The organism is Desulfuromonas versatilis (genome assembly GCF_019704135.1).
Lineage (GTDB): Bacteria > Desulfobacterota > Desulfuromonadia > Desulfuromonadales > NIT-T3 > Desulfuromonas_A > Desulfuromonas_A versatilis.
The window spans coordinates 157,427-180,607 of sequence record NZ_AP024355.1 but is presented as its reverse complement, the minus strand read 5'-3'; the positions used below and the strand labels follow the sequence as shown (position 1 = coordinate 180,607).

Annotated in this window: 20 protein-coding genes and 1 tRNA gene; 7 read left to right on the top strand and 14 right to left on the bottom strand. The window is 55.9% G+C overall.

Annotation, left to right across the window (positions count from 1 at the left end):
• Positions 1-16 precede the first annotated feature (16 nt).
• Positions 17-370 (top strand): winged helix-turn-helix transcriptional regulator, encoded by a 354-nt coding sequence (locus tag DESUT3_RS00750; protein ID WP_221250559.1) that lies wholly within the window; start codon positions 17-19, stop codon positions 368-370.
• A 335-nt stretch (positions 371-705) separates the two neighbouring features.
• Here DESUT3_RS00750 and DESUT3_RS00745 read toward each other — a convergent pair whose 3' ends face one another.
• From DESUT3_RS00745 to DESUT3_RS00680, 14 genes are all read right to left on the bottom strand, one after another.
• On the bottom strand, positions 706-3,045 hold the full coding sequence (locus tag DESUT3_RS00745; protein ID WP_221250558.1) for a restriction endonuclease-like protein: 2,340 nt from the start codon (positions 3,043-3,045) through the stop codon (positions 706-708).
• Positions 3,046-3,081: 36 nt separating this feature from the next.
• Positions 3,082-4,818 (bottom strand): McrB family protein, encoded by a 1,737-nt coding sequence (locus DESUT3_RS00740; protein WP_221250557.1) that lies wholly within the window; start codon positions 4,816-4,818, stop codon positions 3,082-3,084.
• Between the two features lie 15 nt (positions 4,819-4,833).
• Positions 4,834-5,976 carry a DNA cytosine methyltransferase gene (locus tag DESUT3_RS00735; RefSeq protein ID WP_221250556.1) on the bottom strand — a complete coding sequence of 381 codons (1,143 nt, stop codon included), beginning with the start codon at positions 5,974-5,976 and terminating at the stop codon, positions 4,834-4,836.
• Positions 5,977-5,991: 15 nt separating this feature from the next.
• On the bottom strand, positions 5,992-7,077 hold the full coding sequence (locus DESUT3_RS00730) for a DNA cytosine methyltransferase (protein WP_221250555.1): 1,086 nt from the start codon (positions 7,075-7,077) through the stop codon (positions 5,992-5,994).
• A 310-nt stretch (positions 7,078-7,387) separates the two neighbouring features.
• Positions 7,388-7,792, bottom strand: coding sequence for a very short patch repair endonuclease (locus tag DESUT3_RS21275; RefSeq protein ID WP_221250554.1), 405 nt, complete (start codon positions 7,790-7,792; stop codon positions 7,388-7,390).
• A gap of 30 nt (positions 7,793-7,822) precedes the next feature.
• The gene (locus DESUT3_RS00720) at positions 7,823-8,017 is read right to left on the bottom strand and encodes a ribbon-helix-helix domain-containing protein (protein WP_221250553.1); all 195 of its coding nucleotides are present in this window, start codon (positions 8,015-8,017) and stop codon (positions 7,823-7,825) included.
• 485 nt (positions 8,018-8,502) lie between these two features.
• Entirely contained in the window at positions 8,503-8,994 is a 492-nt protein-coding gene (locus DESUT3_RS00715; RefSeq protein WP_221250552.1) for a JAB domain-containing protein, read from the bottom strand.
• Positions 8,995-9,083: 89 nt separating this feature from the next.
• The gene (locus DESUT3_RS00710; RefSeq protein ID WP_221250551.1) at positions 9,084-9,995 is read right to left on the bottom strand and encodes an ArdC family protein; all 912 of its coding nucleotides are present in this window, start codon (positions 9,993-9,995) and stop codon (positions 9,084-9,086) included.
• 122 nt (positions 9,996-10,117) lie between these two features.
• Positions 10,118-10,438 (bottom strand): BRO-N domain-containing protein, encoded by a 321-nt coding sequence (locus tag DESUT3_RS00705; RefSeq protein ID WP_221250550.1) that lies wholly within the window; start codon positions 10,436-10,438, stop codon positions 10,118-10,120.
• 595 nt (positions 10,439-11,033) lie between these two features.
• Positions 11,034-12,911, bottom strand: coding sequence for a DUF927 domain-containing protein (locus DESUT3_RS00700; RefSeq protein ID WP_221250549.1), 1,878 nt, complete (start codon positions 12,909-12,911; stop codon positions 11,034-11,036).
• Positions 12,912-12,913: 2 nt separating this feature from the next.
• Entirely contained in the window at positions 12,914-13,147 is a 234-nt protein-coding gene (locus DESUT3_RS00695) for a hypothetical protein (RefSeq protein ID WP_225911585.1), read from the bottom strand.
• A 168-nt stretch (positions 13,148-13,315) separates the two neighbouring features.
• Entirely contained in the window at positions 13,316-14,503 is a 1,188-nt protein-coding gene (locus DESUT3_RS00690) for a hypothetical protein (RefSeq protein ID WP_221250548.1), read from the bottom strand.
• Between the two features lie 4 nt (positions 14,504-14,507).
• On the bottom strand, positions 14,508-15,572 hold the full coding sequence (locus DESUT3_RS00685) for a tyrosine-type recombinase/integrase (RefSeq protein WP_221250547.1): 1,065 nt from the start codon (positions 15,570-15,572) through the stop codon (positions 14,508-14,510).
• Positions 15,573-15,878: 306 nt separating this feature from the next.
• Positions 15,879-15,954: transfer RNA gene (locus DESUT3_RS00680), tRNA-Phe, on the bottom strand.
• Positions 15,955-16,159: 205 nt separating this feature from the next.
• Between DESUT3_RS00680 and DESUT3_RS00675 the strand changes: the two genes are divergently transcribed.
• The 6 genes from DESUT3_RS00675 to serA all read left to right on the top strand — a co-directional run bounded on the left by DESUT3_RS00675 (position 16,160) and on the right by serA (position 22,991).
• The gene (locus DESUT3_RS00675; RefSeq protein WP_221250546.1) at positions 16,160-16,843 is read left to right on the top strand and encodes a DUF5752 family protein; all 684 of its coding nucleotides are present in this window, start codon (positions 16,160-16,162) and stop codon (positions 16,841-16,843) included.
• A complete protein-coding gene (locus DESUT3_RS00670; RefSeq protein ID WP_221250545.1) occupies positions 16,840-18,108 on the top strand; it encodes a glycosyltransferase in 1,269 nt (422 codons plus the stop codon). The genes DESUT3_RS00675 and DESUT3_RS00670 overlap by 4 nt, the downstream gene beginning before the upstream one ends.
• A gap of 18 nt (positions 18,109-18,126) precedes the next feature.
• Entirely contained in the window at positions 18,127-19,575 is a 1,449-nt protein-coding gene (locus DESUT3_RS00665) for an alpha,alpha-trehalose-phosphate synthase (UDP-forming) (protein WP_221250544.1), read from the top strand.
• 330 nt (positions 19,576-19,905) lie between these two features.
• Positions 19,906-20,925 (top strand): 3-deoxy-7-phosphoheptulonate synthase, encoded by a 1,020-nt coding sequence (aroF, locus tag DESUT3_RS00660; RefSeq protein WP_221250543.1) that lies wholly within the window; start codon positions 19,906-19,908, stop codon positions 20,923-20,925.
• A gap of 24 nt (positions 20,926-20,949) precedes the next feature.
• Complete coding sequence (locus DESUT3_RS00655; RefSeq protein WP_225911584.1) at positions 20,950-21,279, top strand: hypothetical protein; 330 nt, start codon at positions 20,950-20,952, stop codon at positions 21,277-21,279.
• Positions 21,280-21,398: 119 nt separating this feature from the next.
• Complete coding sequence (gene serA / locus DESUT3_RS00650) at positions 21,399-22,991, top strand: phosphoglycerate dehydrogenase (RefSeq protein WP_221250542.1); 1,593 nt, start codon at positions 21,399-21,401, stop codon at positions 22,989-22,991.
• The last annotated feature ends 190 nt before the right edge of the window (positions 22,992-23,181 follow it).

Genomic DNA, 23,181 nt, shown 5'->3' with positions numbered 1-23,181 from the left:
TTTGGAAGGAAAATATATGCAGGCTACGGAACCAGACTACAAGTGCGGCGTCGAGGTGACCCTCGAGGTCATCGGCGGGAAATGGAAAGGGGTGATCCTCTGGCACCTGAAGCGCAAGACCCTGCGCTTCAGCCAGCTGCGGCGGCGCCTGCCGGGGGTGACGCAGAAGATGCTCACCCAGCAGCTGCGCGAACTGGAGCGCGACGGCATGGTGCACCGCGAGGTTTTTCCCGAGGTGCCGCCGCGGGTGGAGTATTCGCTGACCAAAACCGGCTGGGAAGTGGTGCCGATACTCGAGCTGATGTGCCAGTGGGGAACGGCCCGCCTGCAGGGCCGGCAGGAGGAGAAGGAGATGGCGCAGGCCTCGTGAAACCCGGCCTGCCAGAAAAAAGAAAAAGGGGTTGCAGCGCAAGCCGCAACCCCTTGTTTCTTTATGGTGCCCAGAGACAGAATCGAACTGCCGACACGAGGATTTTCAGTCATGGAAATGCAAAAAAAGGAAACTCCCACCAATAAAAGAACTTAAAGAAATCGGCGCCTTAGAGGCTTTCTTTTTTGTGGACCATTGGTGTTTTTTGCCAACTTTTGATTTCAAGTGTACCAGGAGTGTACCATAAAGTCTCCACCCCAAAAGCTAAAGATCACTAGTAAGCAGTATTGTAGCGACCTATTTATGTGTTTTGGAGTTGGGTAGTTGCCTCACTATTAAAAGAATCTATCCAAGGCATATCTGACCGGCAACTCTCCCCAGTCTGCAGCCATTAGAAGCTCTTTCGCTCCGGTTAGTCGAAATCTGAAGCCCCTTAAACCCGGAACAATTACGGGCGATTGCAAACACCGGGATGAGCCGAGTTCCAGCAACCAATAATCAGACTCGTCCCCTGGTTTAACCAGCCCCGCCTGTTCATGTGTCAATTCTTTACGTTTTACAACTTTCACCGACAGGACATCATAAAGATACTCAATACGACGATTAGGTTCGCCAGGATGGTGAACTGCAAAGGCACAATTTCTGATTTCACGCATCATTGCACGCGAAATCTGTTTTTTAACAGTTGTGTCGACGGGGACGTGATACCACCGTGGACCACCACTCCTGAACCTATTTATATACTCTTTATTGTGATTTTTAGGTTGTGCGACAAGTGTTAGATCTTGGTAGTGGCCACCGGCTAAACCAGTAGAATAGATACGCACCGGTTCCCTCAAGTAATGAATATCCGGCGAAGCCTCAGGATAAGGTTTTTCCATCCCGGACAGGTCTCCCAAACGTTCGCGCAAGAAAGACTCCAGCCAGAGATTATTCGCACCCGGCAGTAGGGGGAAACCACCAATACCGACAGCGTCAATCGCTCCGGTATAGGGATTCTCCTTTTCCCCGTCATCAAACCACCCGGGGTAGAGCACGAAGGCCCCTACAACGGGGCGACTCTTTTCCAAGGTGCCATCGTCTGCTTCGGACAGATAAATCAGGGCATCCCTATAACGATGCATTTGGTTGATTGCTTCTTCAGGTATCAAGTCGAGGCTTTCTTCAGCGTCCTCTATCCTATACTTGGCATCAAATACCCAGTGAATACGATCACCGGACGGAAAAGAGGCTTCAAGAAAGATGTCCGGTTCTTGCGTGGTTGTCCAAGAATAGATCTTTCCCGCCTTCGGGTTTGAAGCGGTTGAGAAACTCGGTTCATGGGCCAGCCTTATTCGGAGGCCATCGGGACGTTCGAATTCGAAGGCGGCACCGATACCATCCCTCATACTTTTTTCAAAATCCTTGAATTTCAGCAATGCTTTTTTCGATTTAACTTCCTTGAAGTCGAGCCTTTCAAGTAGGATTCGGCGAATTTCCAGAAAACACCAGACTTCATATAACTCTGAAATGGATTTCAAAGAAATTGAGGCGTGCCGGCCAAAGAGATCAAGATAAAGTTTGAGCTCCTGCCAGATTCGATATGCTTTCGCATAACCTGCCCGGTGATGCAAAACCAGCGATTCACTTGAGAGCCCGTTGAAGTCGCCAACTTCTCTAAACAAAGGATCGGCCAAACGTTGCCGCAACGTTTTGTACCACCCGTCGAGTTCCCCAAAAAAGGCCTCACTGAGTCGCGGCTTATCCGTTTGGCTATTCATATGCCTTGACTTGCCTATGAATACGGACAGGTCTCTGGCACAGCGGTTCAGGACCATTTTTACGAATCTGTTCTCTGGCGTATCAACGGATAGTTTTTTCGTTTCAACCCTGTGACGACGGTGTGACTCTCCTTCTCTTAACTGTCGAGCTACACGCTCTTCAAGTTTCGGGGATATCCTGCCCTTAAGTCGATCCGCTCTCAGGAAACGCTCCTCAGGGAGCAACCTCGAGTGAGGAGATCGACAGATCAACATGGTGGCATCTTCCAATTCCGCACGGAGGCTATTAAAGTTGGCCAGCCAGAGAAGGAAGAATCGCTCGTGAGGCTTTCTAATTCTGGAGAGGGTCTGATCCGTTTTCTGTGCGAAGGAGAAACGCCAGAGCGGATATGTTTCATCTATGACCCGATGGATGAGATTGAAATCTCCCTCCAGGTCCATTTTGGTCGGGAGGACCTCAAAGGTAACAAATTGTTCGACTACTTTTGAACATGTCGCGTATTTCAAGCCGAGGCGAACCCATCCGACATCATTGCCGAAATTGATGGTACCCCTCAGGCTCGAACCGGTGAAACGAAAGCCTGCGACGACTGAATTCAACCGATGAAGGATTTCGGGCTGAAACGAACCATCGACGCTAGAAGAAAACTGAAAATCAAACTCGTAGGTGCGATTCTCGAAAAATATGGGTGAGGGTAGGGGTACGGCGTTTCCCGGAGCGGTTTCTTCTGTCCCGCGGTCTTCGATGATGTATTTAAGGGATGCCACAGGCGGCGTCAGCCTGACCGCACCGACCGGCAAGATTTTGCCGCGCGTAGCCAAAGTGTCGGAAAGCCTGTTTCGTGGCGTTTCGACATCTTTGGTCCAAACAGCTAGAGTCCAATCATGGGTTATGAGTTTCAGTATCTCAGGCATACCGTCTGATACGATCTGAAAATAATCGTTGATTGATCAGGGCCAGAAGGCCGTAACGCCGTTGTTATTGAGCTTTTCCCGCATCCACTCAATCTTTTTTCTGCTGCGGCACGACTCCAACTTTGACTGCTCGCCTGCTATCGTTTCCCGCAGAAGATCGGTGCGCTCAGAATTCCATACCAGGGGGAGCTGAGCTTCCAAGGTTTCAGAAAGCCGCGTCAAAAGGCTTTGCGCACCGTCGTCTTGGAGTTTTTCCCGATCGCCCTCAATTCTGGGCAGAACCTTCATCATCAGAAAATCATCCCAGACAGCCTGGAGCTGTTCGTCACCGGAAGGGGCAAAGCAAACAACCGAAAGCAAGGCTTCATTGAGCGCACGATACGCCAACTCGAAAGGGGTACCGGAAAGGACGTCGTTTAAAGCCGACAAGAAGGCAATTGTTTTGCTGCCATCCGGATCGGCTTCAACCCCGGAAAGACACGCTTTCTCAACCTGTGAAAGTATTGGAAAAGACAAGGGCTTGGGTTGAAACTTAGGTTCATAAAACTCTGCGTAGTCGTTCGGATAAAATTCGCCGAAATCGATTGTCAACGCCCGGTCGATGACCTTACGGGAGAACCCATGGGTAGTTTCGTCCATATTAACTGTGCCGGCAATTATCAAATTTGGCGGCAACGAAATACCTCCATTTTCTGAAACGAAATATTCCCGAAATCCGACGGACAATCCATCGTCACCATCAATTCCCAAGTCTTTCCAGAGATCTTTCTGGCCATCGGCACACAATTCCAAAATCTTCGATGATTTAAGCAGCGGTTCACATGCGTATTTGCCATCTGTCCAGTTTCGTGTTTCCAGAATCGAAAGGTAATCAGCAAAGTATTGTTCGACAGGTGCGAGATTCATCTCGTCAAGACAAAGCCAGAAAGGGCACATTTCTCCGGGGTCTTTACAAACAATGCCTGCCTCATTGGCCGACTGAGCAGATGCCTTCCACGCAGACACAATGAACCTCAACAGATCACTGACGATGTAACGTGCGCCGTTCTGGCCAATTCGGGATATGTATCCGAGCAAGTCAGAAGGCTCATGCCAATCCGGCCGAACAGGGATCAAGCGGTAATTATCGCCAAGCTTCAGTCCATGCGCATCCGATGACAACTTGGCTTGTTCTCTAACAAATCGGGTTTTGCCAGTTCCGGAAATGCCAGCCAGCAGCATGAATGGCTTGGGAATTCGAATCGCGCCCGAAAGATCGGGCACCGATGCGCCGCCGGGTATTTGGGGCGCGGTCCTGAAAGAGATGAAAGGGCCCAGCTCCACTAGGGCATCACCTTCTACCTCAAAAATTTCGGCTATCTTTTCTGCCTTTCCGCGATGGCCTTGCGCATAAAAAATTTTATATACCCGCCAGTCCTGCTGGGTGGCAAAGAGGATGGCCAAGGAGCACGCTCCTACCAACTTCTGGCGGAGGCTACTTGCAATTGCTTCAAGACTTGTTATCTCAACGCCGACACGGGCAAAGAAGACCCATTCGTTTATGTCGTTACCACCTGCGGTCTGGTAGAAGCGCTTGCCAATGCTTTCTGAAGGAGCGCGAGTTACGGCATTTGGCTCGCTTACCGCCCGATAGTCAAAGCACTGCTCGGGGATGCCTGTGCGACTTGAGAGCTCCCGATAGGCAGCCGAAACTTTTGCGTTATCGACCTGAGCCCTCCCCTCCCTTTGGGTCGGCGTTGGTTTAAACAGTTCTACGAGTTCATCCTTGTCCATGGTCCCCTCCCCTGTTTATACCTCTTGAGACTCATATATGTGCGCCTCAACAGCTTCGAGAAAACCCTCAGCGAAGCGCAACTTTCCCGACCGGGCGCGCTTCAGGAAACCGGAAGCGGCCCTTTCGGAAAGAGGCTTGGTCGGGTACTTTAAAAATTCCTCAAGGCCCTTATATTTGTATTTCTTCGGGTACTCGGTTATTTCTACTGGAAAGACCTTGCCCTTCTCTCCCCATGCGGCATTCGGCCAGACACCGCCGTCGTATTGCGGCATTGTGCGATCGGACTCGTATGTGCCGGGTTTGACCAGGCGCCCTCCCAGCCATTTTGCCATCGGAACGGACACCGCATTGCCCACCATCCCACATCTGAATCCCAATCTGATGGGCTTTCCGTTTACTTCCACATCGGTCCAACCGGCTCGAAACCCCTGGAGCCTTTCGGCATCGCAGATATGAGGTGTGGCCAGTTCGCCTGTTCTTCTGAACCAGATTGCCGGAAGAGATGGAATCCCCACCGACGATCCGCCCTTAAGTGTCGGTGTCGCGTTTGGCGCCCAACCAAGACCGGCCCTCCCTTCGGTCCAATAGAATCCGCACGGCGAGTTTCCGTGATCGGTGTCGTAATCCGCGAAAGCCTCATCGGAAAAAAGAACGGTTCGAGGATCCTCCGTTCTCGATGCGGCAAACAGGACCCTCCTTCTTCTTTGGGGACGACCGAAGGCGCGCGCATCGACAACCCGATAAGCCCAGCGATAGCCAAGGCCTTCAAGTAAGCCGATGACATATCGCATAGCCTCTCCTTTGCGCTGCCAGAGCATGAATGGCACGTTTTCAAGTACTATCCACGTAGGCTTCTTGCGCTTGGATTCAATCAACCGAAAGAAATCATTGACAAGACCCGACTTCTCTCCGTGAATTCCCTTGTTGTCACCCACCAGGCTGAGGTTCTGGCATGGAAACCCGCCGGCGACGATATCGACATCCGGAATGGTTGTAAGCTTTTTTACGTCGTAGGACAAAGGGACCCCTGGAAACCCCCTTTTCAACACTTCAGCTGCGCCCTCATTGATTTCGCAAAGATGAACGCATTGTATGCCCGCGCGTTCGAATCCCAGCTCAACACCGCCGATGCCGGCGAACAAACCAACTGACTTCATCTGCTCTCCACGTTATTATCTAAGCAGTTCAAGGGCCACTGCGTAGGCCATTTTCGCTGGGACGGCATTGCCGATCATCTTGGCATACCCCCCCCTTTTCTGGACCCCGAAGTCGAAGAAGTCGGGAAAAAACTGGAGCCTGGCGGCTTCATGGGGAGTAATAACGCGTCGCCTCAAGGGGTGGAGGAACCTGCCCTGTCCCATGACGAGGAATCCGGTGGTAATTGTCCACGCGGGTTTGTCCCAGTACAGCCTGCCATATACCGACTTGTAGGTATGGTCCTTGTCGCGGTGGCAGGATGGACGAAAGCGGTCTGGCAAGTCGTAAGCGCCATTCTCAAACATCCAGTCAACTCTTTCCTTGCTCACGCCGGACAGCTTGGACTCAACGTCCATCGGGGAATGCTGCTCAAGATCCAGCAGGTCCTCACAGGCCCATCTCACGGAGCGCTCCCGAACATACTGTGCCTTAAGAGCCGAATCGAAGTACCCCTGATGAAGCGGCTTGGTTTTAGAAGCCACGATGAATGCCCTGTGTCTTCTCTGAGGAACTCCGATCATTTCCCCCTTAACCAATGGTGTGTCTACGCTGTACCCTAGCTTCAGCAGTGCTTCCACGGTTGTGTCGAAAACACCATTCTTGTCATGCCGGACTCCAAGGACATTTTCAATGATTACGTGTTCCGGTTCAACGATTTCAGCGAACCTGGCCATCTTCATGTACAGTGAATTCCTTGGATCGCTGCGTCGAGTATAGTTATTGAGATCCGAATGTCCCTGGCAAGGAGGCCCGCCGACAGCAATCGTCAGGTTCCCGATTTTTTTGCCCCACTCCTTTTCTTTGTCCGAAGCTCTGGCGCCCACATCCCGATTGAATATTTTCTCTATCGGTTCAGAAATGCTGTAATCTGGATCGAAATTTCTTGAGTATACGTCAAGGTAGTCCGGCATCATTTCGCAGGCGAAAACATAATCTGGCCTTTTCCCCAAGGCACGGCACGTCTCCATCAGACCAAGACTGATCCCCCCGCATCCGCAAAAGAGGTCGGCAATTCGGACATCTCCCCTCCGCCCAGACCATTGAGGTCTACTAGCGCTCATAAGCCAAGCCTTGTCGAATGCCTCGTCCGGAGTGAAATGGGAATGGTTGAAAGACACCGCTTGGCAACTGCTCGTTACCGACTCGGATCCGCACAGAACCTCGCGAATTAAGCTGCCATCGTTATTCGGCTTATACCGAACAGGCACAGCATCATGCGAGGACCTTGTGGGAGCCAAGGAGAGGGCCGCTTGGGGAGAATCGCTCTGAGTTGTTGAGCTCTGAATTTTTATTTGCAATTCGGTCATTGGTCCTGTTTTGTTGTCCAGTTTCATATAAGAAGTCATGCCCTTTTCCAAATCCATCTACTGCTCAATCAAATATTTTGGACAAAACACTGGGCAACTTTCCCGTCGTTGTTTCGCACTCCCAGACGATTCTAACCTTCCATCCGGCAGCTTCGAGCTCTTTACGAACTCGCATGTCTCGTGCGACATTCTGAGAAAATTTTTCCACCCAAAAGTCTCTATTAGTTTTTGGTATGGTTGCCCTTGAACAACCTTCATGTCTATGCCAAAAACAACCATGGACAAAAACAATCAGCTTGTGCTTTGTAAGCACAATGTCCGGCTTGCCTGGCAAGTCCTTCCGGTGCAATCTAAAGCGATATCCTGCTCTGTGAAGAGCGGAGCGCACTTTTCTTTCCGCCACTGAGTCCGTACTGCGGACCCGTGACATGATTTCACTTCTCTTCTCCCTCGAATATATGTCACCCATACTCGCGAATCTAAATCAACACTTCAGAAATCAGGAAGATTGTCTCGGATCAAAAGGCAGACTCAATTCGCTGCCCTTACCATTTCTTTCAAGGTACTCGTTGATTGCACGCCTCGTAACCCAGCTCAATGAGACATCATTGCTGCGGGCAACGGCCTCAAGCTCAAGATATTCTTCCTGAGTCAGGCTGACGGTTATCCTGGCAACCTTTTTTTTCGGTGACATGAAACTGAAGCCTCCTCAAATATTTTGCCTCACCCTACACCAAAGTGATGCATTTTACACCACGTATCTACATGCTCTACGCAGTCTGCGACAGAATATGTCTCACGGCTTGTGAGGGGCAACATAACAAACCTGTTATATTCAGGGAGGCTTTGGGACTTTTTACGCCAGAAAAAAGCATGTCGCATAAGGCGGCCTTATGCGGCGAGCGCCAGCGAGCGAAACGTGCAAAGCCGAGCGACCTCACAATACATCTGGTTCTTACTGTGTGGCGATAAGCCATGCAGGTGTCTTGAAATAGATTCTGAAAGAATGATCTACACGAGCCAGCGTCAGCTGGTGAGCATCTAGGGGTGCGATGCCCCTCCCGTCATAGCCTCACACAATTCTCGCAACTAGCTGAAATCACGAAAACTTCAGCCAATTATTTTAGTGCATTCATAGCAACCTGTCCAGAAGAATGCCGTTACCTGAACCTCATGAATTCAGAGCATCCCACGATCCGCAAGCGATACGTACTCGCCCTCTCCAATGACCAGATGATCAAGCAGCTTGAGACCGATGATCTCGGCACCTTCCTTGATGCGTGTCGTAATCTCCATATCCTCTCGTGATGGCTCGGCATTGCCGCTCGGATGGTTGTGCAGTAACAGCAGCGCTGCGCAGCTTGAGAGGAGACACGATTTCAGCACCTCGCGTGGATGCACGACACAGGCACTCAGGGAGCCGCTCGAAACCAGGTCAACGCAGAGAATTTTGTTCTTGGAGTCCAAATGCAGGCAGAGGAAGTGTTCCTTGCTCTCCTGGGCGAGAAACCGGAACAGCTGGTAGACATCGTTGGAGCAGGTTATTCGTCTGTTCTGCAGGTAGTCAGCCTGGGGCTCGCTGATGGTTAGGCGCTGATAGACAGGGCGAATGACCTTTAGCCTGAGGGATGCAGGGGCGGATTTTTTATTGAACAGCGTATGTAAAGTCATAGTGAACTCTCCTCTGTAAAAAGCAGAAGGGGCCTGCCGTTACTAGCAAAGCCCCTTTTCGCTGGTTCGTTTGAAATCTCCAGGTGCTCTTACTGGCTTATGGCCTCCTGGTCCTCTGGAAGCTCATACTTCGCAAGCTCCTTCAGATACTCGAACGCCTGAGTCGCCTTACTCGCTGCACTCCACAATACCGATGGGTGCTCCTTGAGCACCGACACCCACGCACCGAGATACTCGGCATGCTGCACCTGATGCAATGGCACCTGCAGATAGGCACACAGAAACGCAGCCCCTAGTTCCGCAACCAATTCCTCGTAAGCGTATTGCCTATCTCCATACTTGCACACCTGCATACGATCCAACCGATGCTTTGCTCCTGACCAGTGAACAAGCTCATGGCTCACCGCAGCATGGTACTCGGGCAACCTGATAAACTCGCTCTCTGGCGGCATGATGATGTAATCAGCACTGGGCACATAGGCGGGTGTTGCCCCCTTGCGAGTAACGACTGTGGCCCCTGCTCTCTCGACAAACTCATTCACAAATGGATTTCTGTCCGCAGCACCAAGCTCCTGTGAAATATGGGCCTTAGGGATTGGTTGAATGCCCTCACACTGCCCGATGTTGAAAACCGTATAGCACTTGCGGATAAAGGTCTGCTTGATCTCCCCGGTCTCCTCATCAACCTGGTCTTCGTCACGCTCCTTTGGCCCCCAGAAGATGACAGTGACTCCCTTACTGCCCGACTTCACATGGCCCTCCATCATCTGGCACTGCTTGTAGGTCAGGAAATAGGGCTCACTCCAGCCGTTCTTGAGCATAGCGTCCCACAGGATTAGCACGTTCAATCCTTTGTAGGGCCTGCGGGTCAATCGGTTTTTGGGGAGCTGCAGTGCTCCGTCACCGGCATAGGGCTTAATCCAGGGCGCAGTCCCGTTTTCAAGCTGTTCGACAAACCCTGCGACGATCGCATCCAGCCTCTTTTGCACGTAGGCACTCATGGTGATTCTTCCTTTCTGCGGTTAGGGTGTTGGTTACACGCTGGCCAGCGCAGAAAGAAAAAAAGGCGGAACACCCCGCCTGGGATGTCCGCCTCATTGGTTCATGGGCAATGCTTGCTGCCCTAACTTGTGCGCATTGCCGTCATCTGCGGCAGCAGACTTTCGCAGATAAGATTACGAATCCTTGCAGCCCGACGTGAGCGGCTTTTCAGGACCAGCTTGTAGACACCAGATTCGGACACAAACCACATGCTGAAATTCCGAACACCATTGTTGCTTCGGGCCTTGATTTTTTCTTCAGGCTTCAGGTAGCGCATGGCATAGCTCGGATTGCGCATCCCGAGGAATCCGCAAATGTCCTTGGCTTTGTAGTAGCGACGACCTTCGTGAACGACCTGTTCAACGAGGTTCATGTCGATACCTGTTAACTGTTCAATATTCATGACTGTTATCCTCCTTTCTTCAGATTTGACCCCTGGGGTTGGAAATAGGCACAGAACCGATTCTCCGATTACCTATTCTGTTTTCCCCTCTCCAAGTGATTTTGACTTTAGTTCTGGCCATTTACACAAGCCAGGGTGGGTATCTTTGGGGCCCGAAAATAGCACCACGACTTCAGAGTGTTTTGCATACGCCCAGGCGGCTGTAACATCACGTTTTCACGTTGCTTTATGGCTGTTTTCGCTTGGTTTTGGAGCTATATGAGAAGGGGTTTTTAACCCCGTTTTTCAGAGTGTTTGCACTTTTCACACTTTGTATTTTTTGCGTCTCTGCTCGCGCCTGACACCTTGCCCCTATTTTCTGGGTAACATCGGTTGCGCGGTAACAGCAGCGGCAACCCGCCGAAAAACTGATCTATTTTTTGTTACCCCACATCAGCTCCCCCAAACGACAAAAGGGCAACAAGGTTACGTTTTTGCCGTAACCCCGTTACCCTTTCCGTCTATCGATGTTACCTTTGTGGCGATTACGAAAGCCCATTAAATCGGCCTTCGCTTCAACCGTTACCCTGTTACCTTCGTTACCTCAAAAATAGCACTACTCCTCGGCAAGAACAGTCCCGGAGAAGTGGTAGAGCTTCATGACCCCGACATCTGGCACCCGGTGAGTCGTGGTCGCGTTCCCCCCTTTGCCCGGGATGAGAATGCCGGCATCGATCAGAACCTTTACGGCTGACACCCGACTGATTCCTTCACAGATTTCTTCATTGAACGCCGAAGGCATGATCAGGTAGTCGGTCTCGCCATCTTTGGTGCGTTTGTACCCAGCGCGATTGTGAACCGTCCGCGCCTCATCTACCAGATACCGGTTCCCGTTCCAGTTCATCTCGACAAACCGCGCATCGCCGTGCCGCTCGATAAAGCTGCGTGCTTGGTTGATGATCTGATTAACCTCCTGACGATCCGTTCCGCCGCGAAGCTTGATCCAGTCTCCAAAGCACTTTACCGCCGCCCAGGTAGCATCAGTCTCAGTCCAGCCGGTAATGCCGAGATGGGTAGCGAACTCGCCAGCTGCAGCAATCAGGGCCATTTTTTCCGCCAGGCGTCGCACCTGACTGCTCGATCCGGTCGGCATGCTTTCTTCAAGGAACCTTTCCTTGATTTGCCGATAGCCTTCGTGAAAACCCTCCATGTTGGTTGTAATGCCACGCAGAAAGAGGGGGACGGCCGTTCCGTGATATTTGAGCGCGTTTTCTTTCAACGTATTTGAAAAGTCAGCACCGTTGGTGCAGTGGTGCAGCTCTTCAAAGAGTCCGTGACCCTTGCCCGCATCGGCAGGGATGTCTGCCAGGCGGACTTCCTGGCCCGCCTTGGTTTTCTTGCCGCCCTCGCTCATGTGTTCTGCCAAGGTAATCTCCCCCGAGGAGAGAATCATTGTCGTCCATTCCAGCCGGTCGCGCATATCGACTGACGAACTCATCCGTTGCTTGCCTTGCCCGTTAGCCAGCATATATGCAGCTTCACCGATCTCTTTTGGTGCCATTTGTCCCATCTCATCGATCGCCATGAGCATGTCGTTGTGCCGCTGGGCTAGAAACTCCAGGCCGTTACTTGTGGCTCGCCAGCTTTGAACATAATGCTTGGGATGGCCGTAGGCGGAAGCCCCGACCGTGATTGCCGTCGACTTGCCGGTACTGCTGTCGCCAACGAAGTTGAATCCACCGCCTTCACTCCCCGTCAACCTCAAGAGTGGCGCGACAAACGCAACCGACACCGCAAAGAGAAGGCGACCGTTGCCGTTGCAAAGATAGCTGACATTATCGATCCAGTCCTGATGCCTTCCCGATGGCGTGAAGGTCATCCGGTCTTTCGGTTTGCCTTTCGTCAGGATGTAGTTTTCTTCAGCGTGTCCGAGAGTTCTGCCGTCAGGCAGAATAAATGCCTTGTCATGCCAGCCTGTTTTGTCAGTAAGCCTGAACGGGTTTTCCTCTTCGGGCGGACACTCCTGAAGAAAGGTCACCAGCATTTCTTTTGCCTTGTAGCTGGCGACAACAGTAAGGCCAGCGGAGCGCAGCGCCTGAGTGATGGTTTCGCCATCAAGTTGGTCTTTCCGAATGGTAAGCGGGTGCTCGAAGCCTTCAGGGTCTTTGACCAACAGAAGGATGCTCCAGCCACGGTTCTCGCTGTCGCGTGCAACTCCGAGAACCCGCAAGGGACCGCAGAGGGGTTCCGTGACATCCTCCCACTCGCTGACCACTTTTTTGTTGTGCACCCAGTAAACGCCCTGAGGGTTCAACTCAAAGCTGTGTCCTGTCAGGGGGGAGGTGAACGTGCGAGTCGCCTCCCACGGATCTTCGCTGATAATTTCTTCTTCCATGTATTCGTATTCCTCCGAATCGATTTGATTCACAAGCTCTGCTTGCTCAGGAATAGCACCACACGAAACCATCAACGCTTTTTCGTCATGATTGCTCATGGCTACTTGCCCCCTTTCCGATGAGAGCGTGCCCAGACAAAGAAGGCTTCCTCGTCGATCAGGACAGCGCGGCCAATGCGAATAACCACGGAGTCAAAGCCGTTGGTCTTTTCGTGGAAGATGAGGTAACGGAGACCGCCCTGGGGTGGCCAGGGGTGGTAGTCATTCCATTTTGCAACAGGAATCAAACGGGACTGAGGGGCATGACTTTCTTCAATCTGCATTGTTTCTGACATTGTGAACTCCTTTAGGAAAGTGGTTTTGCGGGGTGGGTCGATCAACCGATTCGACCTGTCCGCGTTCACTCCCTAAAGGGGGGAAGGAACCTGTCCCTTGGGGGGAATTAACCCTTATCTTGCTGTTTTTTCAGAAAAAAAGGGCCCGCCCTAAGGCAAGCCCTGTTTTTAAAATTCAATGTCCCAGGTCACGTCATCTGGTGGCCTGTAGCTTACTGATGTGCCAGAAAAATTGATGTAATTTTTTAAATGTTCTCCGAGTTCAGGGTTTCGCCCGAGGACATCTTTTACCAATGCCTCCTTGTTCTTCTTAAGAGAATCCCGTGCTCGAATGCCTGCGCTCCTGTCGGGCTTTCCCTTTCTGCTTTCCTCGAGGTAGCGCGTAAGGTGTTGGTGTTGTCCCTTCAGTTCGTCCAGGAGTTCGATGTTCCCCTCGGACTGAGCCCTCTCAACCCTAGCCTGCAACTCTTTGGCGGCAGCTTCTACTTGCGAGAGGGTCAACCCCCTTTCCCCTATGTTGCTTTTGAGTTGAGAAAATCCATCATCAACGTCTTTTTCATGCAGGGGCATGTCCGTTTCTGGCAAGCCCTTTGAAACCAGTTGCTCACATGGGAAGTCCTTGAACGGAGCCCGCAGAAGATGGGCTATTCGCTCATTTCTGTCTTGGGTCTTCTTGTCGGATCTCAGGAGAACTTGTTTGCCCTCAAAGCCGACAATCCAGATATCCCCGTTGCGCCTAAAGAATGGATCGGACCAGGCCCGGAAGGGGTCTCTCGGAATATTCAACTTAAACTGCTGGTTAAGGAAGCAAATGGCGTTGTCCGAGTCATACAGGTCTTCTCTTGCACCATGGAAATCTGCCAAATTCATGGTGTGCTTCAGCTTTGCACCAGGTGTCTTGGCCCGCCTGCTTTGAAGGGTAAACCAAATGCTGATGAAAGGTGGCACTAGGAAAAAGAAGCCCAAAGGCAACGTAACGGTAACAAATGCCGCTTTAACTGGCGAGATTCCCTCTTTCAGAAAACCGTCGGGGGCCATTTCGGCAAGCAGGTAAAAAAATGCCAGCATCGCCAAGGGAAAAGCCCCGCGGCCCAAATTGGCCAGCATCTCGTGATTTGGGTTGTCCGGGTCAAAAAGGACCCCGCGCTTGTTCGCTTTTATGCGAGCTATCCTTCCGTCCCTTGCTGCCTTGAGAACAGTATCGGCGACAGTTGCCTTGAATTTTGAAATATCGTACTCAGTGTTTCCTGCCGACCCCTCAGGGCAATTGCTCGTTGCAACTTCAACAATCTCGTCAAATGACCAAAATTGTTGATTCATTGCGCCCTCCAAGGGGGCAGCGTATTGCTTGTTCACAGGCTTACCCCTCCCCAAAAATCTTCTCGTTCATTCTCTCAACAACACCTGCAGTATGTGCCTCTGACAGATGCGAGTAGCGCTTTACCATGGCCAAGGTCTTATGCCCTAAGACCTCTGCAATCTCTGCCAAAGTCGCACCGTTCATGGCAAGGTACGAGGCCGCTGTGTGTCGCAGGTCATGGAAGCGAAAATCTTCAATACTCGCCTGCTCTAAAGCAGCAACCCAGGGCTTCCGGATCTCCATCGGTGATTTCGGATTGTTTCCAGGGAACAAAAGTGCAGTGTCAAGTCTGCGCACCTTGGATAGCTCAACGACAAGCTCCTTTGCGTGGCCACGTAACGGCAGAACTCTGCACTCGCCGTTTTTGGTCTTGGTCAACCGGATCACCCCCGCGTTGAGATCCACATCCTTCCACGTAAGCCCAAGGATCTCCATCTTTCGAGCCCCCGTAGAAAGAGCAAGCACCACTACAGTATAGAGCTGCTTGTTGTCGCTCTTCTGGCAAGCCTTGAGCAGCCTTTCACGCTCATCATCGTCCAGATAGCGAACCACACCTTTTGACTCCCGCAGCTTGCTGATCTTCCGCATAGGCGAATCTTCAATCCAGCCCCACTCCTTAACGGCAACATTTAGCGCATGAGATAGCGCAGCCATGTACCGGTTCACGGTTGCAGGGCTACGCTGGTCTCCAGTAGGAGTCGGTGTCCTGAGAAGCTTATCCCGGTACTCAGTAACCAGGGCAGGCGTCAAGTCAGACAGCAAGCTGTACCCTAGCTGCTCTTTCCACCATTCATACTGAACCTTCTGCTTCGACATGATTGACGATTTGTGGGGCAGGACATCCCTCAGGTAGCGGTCGATTAGCTCTCCGAGGGTGTGCTTTTTGGCTTCTGCTGTTTTGAAGTGTCGCCCGTCACGGATAGCAGATTCGGTGTCCTGAGCCCATTTCTTAGCATCAGTTTTGCGGGTAAAGGTTGCCGACTGGGGAGGGCACCCCTTCATGCGGACAAGCACGCGATACTTGATTTTCCCGTCCTTGGTTTTGCGCTCCTGGATGACAGCCATAATTCACCTCCTGTGCGATTGGGTGAGCATACAGAAATGCTTCTGAAATATCAACGATGACTATAATTCACCGTGTCTATTGCAGATTGTTGTGTATTGTTGATTGCTTGCATTGGGATGCATGCAGAATGGTACACTGGCGGTACAGTGAGAGGACAAAAAAAGACCGCGAAGCCCTTTAAAAGCCTGCGGTTGAAACTCCCATGATTGTTGTGGTTTGCGGGGGTTGTTTGTTGGTGAGTGTACCAGGAGTGTGCCAAGAAAAGAAAAAGGGGCTACGCCAGTGACGTAACCCCTTGTTTCTTATGGTGCCCAGAGACAGAATCGAACTGCCGACACGAGGATTTTCAGTCCTCTGCTCTACCGACTGAGCTATCTGGGCGAAGAGAGCCCCGTTTATAACGGAAGCGCCAGGTGATGTCAAGAAAAAATAATGGCCTACCAAATGGGGCCCGCAGCCGGGAACGGCACCCGGTTTTTTGCGGGTCGGATTAGGCTGTGTTATAAGTAAACCCATGGATTCGGGCGCAGCGATGGACTCCCGCCCGGTGGATTAAGGTGAAATTGCTGTCGGAAAAGAGGATCGGATGGAGCAGCCGGGCTCCCCGCATAACGATGCCATCCCCTTCGCGGTCAGGGATTGCGCCCTGATTACCATCGCCACCGGCATCAAGGCCCAGAACCTGCGCGAGTTTCGCGACGGGCTGCAGCGGGTTCCGGCCGGTAGCATCTACCACCATTTCTGGGGTCGGCTGCTGCGGCCCCAGTTCGACGAACCGGAGTACAACAGCGACTTCGCCTCCTGGACCTACCACGGCCTGCACGAAAAACGCCTGGCCGAGCAGCTCAGCGTGATCAGCCCCACCGATTTCGACGACCTCGAGGCGCTGCGCCAGGAGCTGATCGAGATCGTCGAACAGCGCCTGGAGGAGAGCGAGCTGGTCCCCTGGGCCAGGGCGGATCAGCAGTTTCATTTTCTGCACTCGCAGATCGTGGTCTTCGATTCCGGGCTGCACTTTCGCACCCCCGAGGGGCTGGTCCCCTACCTGCCGTCACTGTCCACCGGCAGCATCTACTATCACTTCATCGACGCCCGCAAACGCACCGCGCAGCGCTGCGACGATTTCAGCGCCTGGCTGGAGGGTTTCGGCGCCGCCTACCAGCCGCTGGTCGGGCAGCTGCGCAGCGTCGATCCCTACTTCTCCTCGCTGAAGGAGATCCGCCAGATCCTCAGCGAGGTCTTTCAGGAATATTTCGAGGTTCGGGCATGAACCCCACGCGGGAAGAGACGGGCGGCCGGGAGCTGATCGACGCCTACACCGCGGTCACCGGGCGCGGCGTCATCCATCACCTGGAGCAGTTGGCCGCTCCGCTCAAGGGAGCGCGGGTGGTGCACGTCAACTCCACCCGCGAGGGGGGTGGGGTGGCCGAGATTCTGCGCAAGCTGGTCCCGCTCAAGCAGGCCTTCGGCATCGAGGCGCGCTGGGAAACCATCTCCGGCGATGCCCCCTTCTACCGCTGCACCAAGGGCTTTCACAACGCCCTGCAGGGGCTGCCACAAAACCTCCCCGAACAGGCGCTGCAGGCCTACGAGCAGACCAACCGCGACAACGCTGAGGCGCTGCGCCAGAGCCTGGAGGAGGCCGACTTCGTCGTCATCCACGACCCGCAGCCGGCCCCCCTGCTCGCGTTTTGCCCCAACCGCAAGGGCAAATGGATCTGGCGCTGCCACATCGACGTCAGCCACCCCCACCGGCCGGTCTGGAAGCACCTGAAAAAATGGGTCACCCCCTACGACTCGAGCATCTTCTCGCTCCCCGAGTTCGCCCAGCCCCTGCCCCACCCCCAGTACATCATCGCCCCGAGCATCGACCCGCTCAGCGAAAAGAACCGCGACCTGACCGCCAGCGAGGTGCAGCAGACCTGTACCGGCTTCGGCCTCGACCCGCAGCTGCCGATGGTGCTGCAGGTTTCGCGCTTCGATCGCTTCAAGGACCCGCTGGGGGTGATCGAGTCCTACCGGCTGGCAAGCCGGCTGGTGCCGCTGCAGTTGGTGCTGGCCGGCGGCGGCGCCAGCGACGACCCGGAGGGCGAGGCGGTGCTCGGCGAAGTGCGCCAGGCCGCCGAGGGTGATGCGCGCATCCACGTGCTGCAGCTGCCCGCCGACGCCCACCGCACCATCAACGCCCTGCAGCGGGCCAGTGACATCGTGCTGCAGAAATCGCTGCGCGAGGGGTTCGGCCTGACCGTGGCCGAGGGGATGTGGAAGGGCAAGCCGGTGATCGGCGGCGACACCGGCGGCATCCGCCTGCAGGTGGTCAACCACTACACCGGCTTCCTGGTGCGCTCGCCCGAAGGGGCGGCGCTGCGCATCCGCTACCTGCTGCACCGCCGCGAGCTGCTCAAGGCGATGGGCGAGCGGGCCCGCCGCTTCATCTGGGAAAACTACCTGATCACCCGCCACCTGCGCGAGTACCTGACCCTGATGGTCGGTCTGCTGCACGGCAGCCAGGAGCGCATCGAGGTGGGGATGTAACCGACGGAAGGCGACAAGATGACGGAAAAAACGCAAAGCGACGACAAGCGCCTGGTGGTGGTCTCCAACCGCCTGCCCATCGCGGTCGGCGAAGAGGCCGGCCAGTGGCGGATCAAGCCGGGATCCGGCGGGCTGGTGACGGCCCTGGCGCCGGTGATCAAGGCGCGCCAGGGGTTGTGGATCGGCTGGCCGGGGTGCGGCGAAGGGCCGCCCCTCGATGAGCTGTTCGACAACTTCGGCCGCGAGCAGGGCTACCGGCTGGCCGCGGTCCCCTTGAGCGAGGAGGAGGAAGAGCGCTACTACCGGGGGTTTTCCAACTCGGCGCTCTGGCCGCTGTTTCACGACCTGCTCGGCAACTGCCGCTTCCGCGGCGATGACTGGCAGACCTACCTGGAGGTCAACCGCCGCTTCGCCGACGTGGTGGCCTCGCGCACCGGCGAAGACGACCTGGTCTGGGTCCAGGACTACCAGCTGATCATGGTCGGCGCCCAGCTGCGCGAGCTGGGACTGCGCCAGAAGCTGGCCTTTTTCCTGCACATCCCCTTCCCCACCCACGACCTGTTCCGCCGCCTGCCCTGGAACCGCGAGATCCTCACCGCCCTGCTGGCCTACGACCTGGTCGGTTTCCAGACCCTGCGCGACCGGCGCAACTTCGTCAACAGCGCCATCGCCCTGATCCCCGAGTTGCAGGTCGAGCGCCGCCAGCGCGCGCAGACCCTGATCCGCTACCAGGGGCGGATCGTGCGGGTGGGGCATTTCCCCATCAGTATCGATTTCGCCGAGTTCAACGATGCCGCCCGATCCCAGGAGGTGGCCGATGCCGCCTGGTACCTGCACGAGAACCTCGAAGGACGCCAGGTGATGCTCGGCGTCGACCGGCTCGACTACACCAAGGGGATCCCCGAGCGTTTCCGGGCCTTCGAACGGGCGCTGGAGAAGTACCCCGACCTGCACCGCAACATCAGCCTGCTGCAGGTGGTGGTGCCCAGCCGCACCCAGGTCCCCGACTATCAGGACCTCAAGCAAACCCTCGACCGGCTCTCGGGGCGGATCAATTCCCGCTTCGGCGAACCCGGATGGATCCCCATCCATTACGTTTTCCGCAGCCTGGAGAGAACCCAGCTGCTGGCCCATTACCGCACCTCGGAAATCGCCCTGGTGACTCCGCTGCGCGACGGCATGAACCTGGTGGCCAAGGAATACTGCGCCGCCTCGGTGGAGAACAACGGGGTGCTGATCCTCAGCGAGTTCGCCGGGGCCGCCGACCAGCTCGGCAAGCACGCCCTGCTGGTCAACCCCTACGACGTGGAGGGGACCGCGGACGCCATGCACCGGGCCTTCACCATGCCCGGCGAGGAGCGGCGACGGCGCATGGGGATGCTGCGCACCCAGGTGCGCCGCTACGACGTGCACCACTGGGTGCGCAGTTTCCTCGGCGCTCTGAGCACCGGGACGCAGCTTCCCTGAGGGTGGGAATTTCAATTATTTTCTTGCTATTTATCTTTATCTTTGCTAATAGAGAGGAAGTTTCTTTGGGAGACCCTCCGATGTTCGCACGCTTTGCCATCTTCAGCAGCTTTTACTTCTGGTTCGGCTTTTATTTTAGGCCGTCTGCCTGGGGTGAAGGTCTGTTGGCGTAGCAAGCCACCGATAAACAGACCAGGGACCATGGGCAGACCGTTTCCGGATCGCCCATGGTCTTTCGTTTTTGATCGATAAAAAGGCCGTCGGGAAACTCCGGGCGGCCTTCATCGTTTTTCGCGGTTAACCTCTATCGATCAAAAGGGAGAACAAGGCATGATCATCGTTATGATGCAGGGCGCGAGCAAAGAGCAACTGGCTGAAGTCAAAAAACGTATCCGCGAGCTGGGCTACAAGCCCCACGTGATCCACGGCGAAACCCGCAACGTCATCGGCGCGGTGGGCGACGAGCGGGGCAAGTCGGTGCTGCAGTCGCTCGAATCGATGCCCGGGGTGGAGAACGTGGTCCCCATCCTCAAGCCCTACAAGCTGGCCAGCCGCGAGGTGAAACCCGAGCCGAGCGTGGTGGAGATCGCCCCGGGGCTGCAGGTCGGCGGCGACAAGATGGTGGTCATGGCCGGGCCGTGCTCGGTGGAGAGCGAGGAGCAGATTCTGGAGACCGCCCACGCGGTCAAGCAGTCCGGGGCGACGGTGCTGCGCGGCGGCGCCTTCAAGCCCCGCACCAGCCCCTACTCCTTCCAGGGGATGGAAGAAGAGGGGCTCAAGCTGCTGGCCCTGGCCCGGGAGGCCACCGGGCTGCCGATCATCACCGAGGTGGTCAATCCCCGCGACGTGGAGCTGGTGGCCCGCTATGCCGACATCATGCAGGTCGGGGCGCGCAACGTGCAGAACTTCGCCCTGCTCAAGATGCTCGGCCAGCTCGACAAGCCGGTGCTGCTCAAGCGCGGCATGGCCACCACCATCCAGGAGTTCCTGATGAGCGCCGAGTACATCCTGGCCGAGGGCAACCGCCGGGTGATGCTCTGCGAGCGCGGCATCCGCACCTTCGAGACCGCCACCCGCAACACCCTGGACATCTCGGCGGTGCCGGTGCTCAAGGGGCAGACCCACCTGCCGGTGATCATCGACCCCTCCCACGCCACCGGGCACGCCCACCTGGTCCCCTCCATGAGCTACGCTGCGGTGGCTGCCGGCTGCGACGGGCTGATCGTCGAGGTGCACCCCCACCCGGAAAAGGCCGCCAGCGACGGGCCCCAGTCCCTGCGCCCGGCGGAATTCGCCGCCATGATGAAAAAACTCGCCGAGTTCGCCAAGGTGGCGGGCAAGAGCTTGTAAAAGCCGTTCGCGGTTCGCAGTTCGATGTTCGAGGTTAAAACGCCTCGCAACGTCGAACTGCGAACGTCGAACCTCGAACAGGAGTTTCCGATGTTCTTCATCCCCCTGAACCATCCCATGAGTGTCGATCTGGTCATCCATGCCCTGCGGGTCGCCGGCGGGCAGGCCGACTGCTCCGGCTGCCCGGCACGCAAGGTCTGCATGAAGCAGTGTCTGGCCATCGCCGACTCGGTGGCGAGGATGGTCGAGGCCGGCACCCTGCCCAGCCTCGGCATGGAGGAGGACGCCCCCGACCCCGAACCCCAGGCCCCCGCCGAGCCACCCCGGCCAGGGCGTCTCAAGGTGGTCAAGTAACCCGGAGGCCAGCGGGTATACGGCGTTGACAGTCCGTTACGTACGGTTTAGACTCTAACGTTTTTTCGCCCCCAGGGTCCGAACAGGCCCAGCAAAACCAGGCAAGGGAAGGAATGCCGATGAAAGTTCTCGTCACCGATGAAATTTCCCAGGAGGGGCTGCAGCCCCTGCTCAACGATCCCCGCATCGAACTCGACATCAAGCTCGGCCTGCCGGTCGATGAGCTGCACAAGCTGGTCGGCGGCTACGAGGCGATCATCACCCGCAGCGGCACCCGCGTCGACCAGGCCCTGCTCGACCACGCCCACGGGCTGAAGATCGTCGCCCGCGCCGGGGTCGGCATCGACAATGTCGACGTCGAGGCCGCCAGCAACAAGGGGATCATCGTGGTCAACGCCCCCTTCGGCAACGTCAACTCGGCGGCCGAGCACACCCTGGCGATTCTGCTGTCGCTGTGCCGCAAGGTGACGATTGCCAATTCCAGCCTCAAGAGCGGCGAATGGAAACGCGCCCCCTTCACCGGTTACGAGCTCAAGGGCAAGACCATCGGCGTCATCGGCCTGGGCAAGGTCGGCGGCCGGGTCGCTCTGCGCGCCAAGGCCTTCGAAGCCGAGGTGATCGCCTGCGACCCCTACATCGCCGAAAAGCGGGCCGAAGACCTGGGGGTGCGCCTGGTTCCCCTGGAGGACATCGTGCGCTACTCGGACATCATCACCGTGCACACGCCGCTCAACGAGGAGACCCGCGACCTGATCAACGCCGCGCACTTCGACAGGATGAAGGACGGAGTGATCCTCATCAACTGCGCCCGCGGCGGCATCATCAACGAAGAGGCGATGCTCGCCGCCCTGGAAAGCGGCAAGGCCGCCGGGGCCGCCTTCGACGTCTGGAGCGAGGAACCGCCGGCCACCGACACCCTGAAAAAGCTCATCGCCCACCCGCGCATGGTGGTCACCCCGCACCTGGGCGCCAACACCTTCGAAGCGCAGAAGAACGTGGCGGTGGATGTCGGCCGCGAGATCATCCACTATCTCGACGGGTTGCCGATGGAGAGCGCGGTCAACATCCCCAAGTTCGACCCCGACCTGATGGAGCACATGCGCCCCTTCATGGGCCTGGTCAGCAAGATCGGCGAATTCGTCTCCCAGCTGGCCCCCTCCAACCCCAGCAAGGTCACCTTCGCCTACAACGGCAAGCTGGCCCGCTTCGACTGTGCCCCCCTGACCGTCTGCGGCCTGGCCGCCCTGCTCGGCCGCCATACCGACCAGGAGGTCAACATGGTCAATGCGCGCCTGGTCGCCCGCAACAAGGGGATGGTCGTCGAGGAGGTGCGCACCACCGAATCCGAGTCCTTCTCCAACATGGTCACCCTGGTGCTCGAGACCCCCGAGGGCAAGCGCACCATCGCCGGGACCATGTTCGAGGGGATCCCCAAGATCGTCAAGATGCGCGACTTCCTCACCGACTTCTCCCCCGAGGAGCACATGCTGGTGATCACCTACGCCGACCGCCCGGGGCTGATCGGCAAAATCGGCACCATCCTCGGCGAAGCGGGCATCAACATCGGCTCGCTCAACCTCGGGCGTCGCGCCAAGGCCGGCGAGGCCATGGTGGTACTCTCCCTCGACACCCCCGCGGACGAGGCGACCATCAGGCGCCTTGCCGAGGCGGTGGACGCCCACTTCATCAAAGCGGTCCACATGCGAGGGTAGCCTCCCGCTCGCCAAGCCGATTCCCGCCACACCCCCCAGGGGCGCCCTCCGGCGCCCCTGTTTTTTTCGCCCTGTCCCCGCCCCGGGAAAAATTTTACCCAGAATTATCTAAGCCGCCGTTCATCGGCGCCGGGGCGCGGCCGCGCCCCGGCCGGCGCCCCCCGCCCCTTCGCCCCGCCCGCCTCAGCTT

Excerpts from the sequence above, each read along its gene's own strand:
- DESUT3_RS00750 (WP_221250559.1), top strand. The coding sequence starts at position 17 with ATGCAGGCTACGGAACCAGACTACAAGTGCGGCGTCGAGGTGACCCTC.
- DESUT3_RS00745 (WP_221250558.1), bottom strand. The coding sequence starts at position 3,045 with ATGCCTGAGATACTGAAACTCATAACCCATGATTGGACTCTAGCTGTT.
- DESUT3_RS00740 (WP_221250557.1), bottom strand. The coding sequence starts at position 4,818 with ATGGACAAGGATGAACTCGTAGAACTGTTTAAACCAACGCCGACCCAA.
- DESUT3_RS00735 (WP_221250556.1), bottom strand. The coding sequence starts at position 5,976 with ATGAAGTCAGTTGGTTTGTTCGCCGGCATCGGCGGTGTTGAGCTGGGA.
- DESUT3_RS00730 (WP_221250555.1), bottom strand. The coding sequence starts at position 7,077 with ATGAGCGCTAGTAGACCTCAATGGTCTGGGCGGAGGGGAGATGTCCGA.
- DESUT3_RS21275 (WP_221250554.1), bottom strand. The coding sequence starts at position 7,792 with ATGGGTGACATATATTCGAGGGAGAAGAGAAGTGAAATCATGTCACGG.
- DESUT3_RS00720 (WP_221250553.1), bottom strand. The coding sequence starts at position 8,017 with ATGTCACCGAAAAAAAAGGTTGCCAGGATAACCGTCAGCCTGACTCAG.
- DESUT3_RS00715 (WP_221250552.1), bottom strand. The coding sequence starts at position 8,994 with ATGACTTTACATACGCTGTTCAATAAAAAATCCGCCCCTGCATCCCTC.
- DESUT3_RS00710 (WP_221250551.1), bottom strand. The coding sequence starts at position 9,995 with ATGAGTGCCTACGTGCAAAAGAGGCTGGATGCGATCGTCGCAGGGTTT.
- DESUT3_RS00705 (WP_221250550.1), bottom strand. The coding sequence starts at position 10,438 with ATGAATATTGAACAGTTAACAGGTATCGACATGAACCTCGTTGAACAG.
- DESUT3_RS00700 (WP_221250549.1), bottom strand. The coding sequence starts at position 12,911 with ATGAGCAATCATGACGAAAAAGCGTTGATGGTTTCGTGTGGTGCTATT.
- DESUT3_RS00695 (WP_225911585.1), bottom strand. The coding sequence starts at position 13,147 with ATGTCAGAAACAATGCAGATTGAAGAAAGTCATGCCCCTCAGTCCCGT.
- DESUT3_RS00685 (WP_221250547.1), bottom strand. The coding sequence starts at position 15,572 with ATGGCTGTCATCCAGGAGCGCAAAACCAAGGACGGGAAAATCAAGTAT.
- DESUT3_RS00675 (WP_221250546.1), top strand. The coding sequence starts at position 16,160 with ATGGAGCAGCCGGGCTCCCCGCATAACGATGCCATCCCCTTCGCGGTC.
- DESUT3_RS00670 (WP_221250545.1), top strand. The coding sequence starts at position 16,840 with ATGAACCCCACGCGGGAAGAGACGGGCGGCCGGGAGCTGATCGACGCC.
- DESUT3_RS00665 (WP_221250544.1), top strand. The coding sequence starts at position 18,127 with ATGACGGAAAAAACGCAAAGCGACGACAAGCGCCTGGTGGTGGTCTCC.
- aroF (WP_221250543.1), top strand. The coding sequence starts at position 19,906 with ATGATCATCGTTATGATGCAGGGCGCGAGCAAAGAGCAACTGGCTGAA.
- DESUT3_RS00655 (WP_225911584.1), top strand. The coding sequence starts at position 20,950 with ATGTTCGAGGTTAAAACGCCTCGCAACGTCGAACTGCGAACGTCGAAC.
- serA (WP_221250542.1), top strand. The coding sequence starts at position 21,399 with ATGAAAGTTCTCGTCACCGATGAAATTTCCCAGGAGGGGCTGCAGCCC.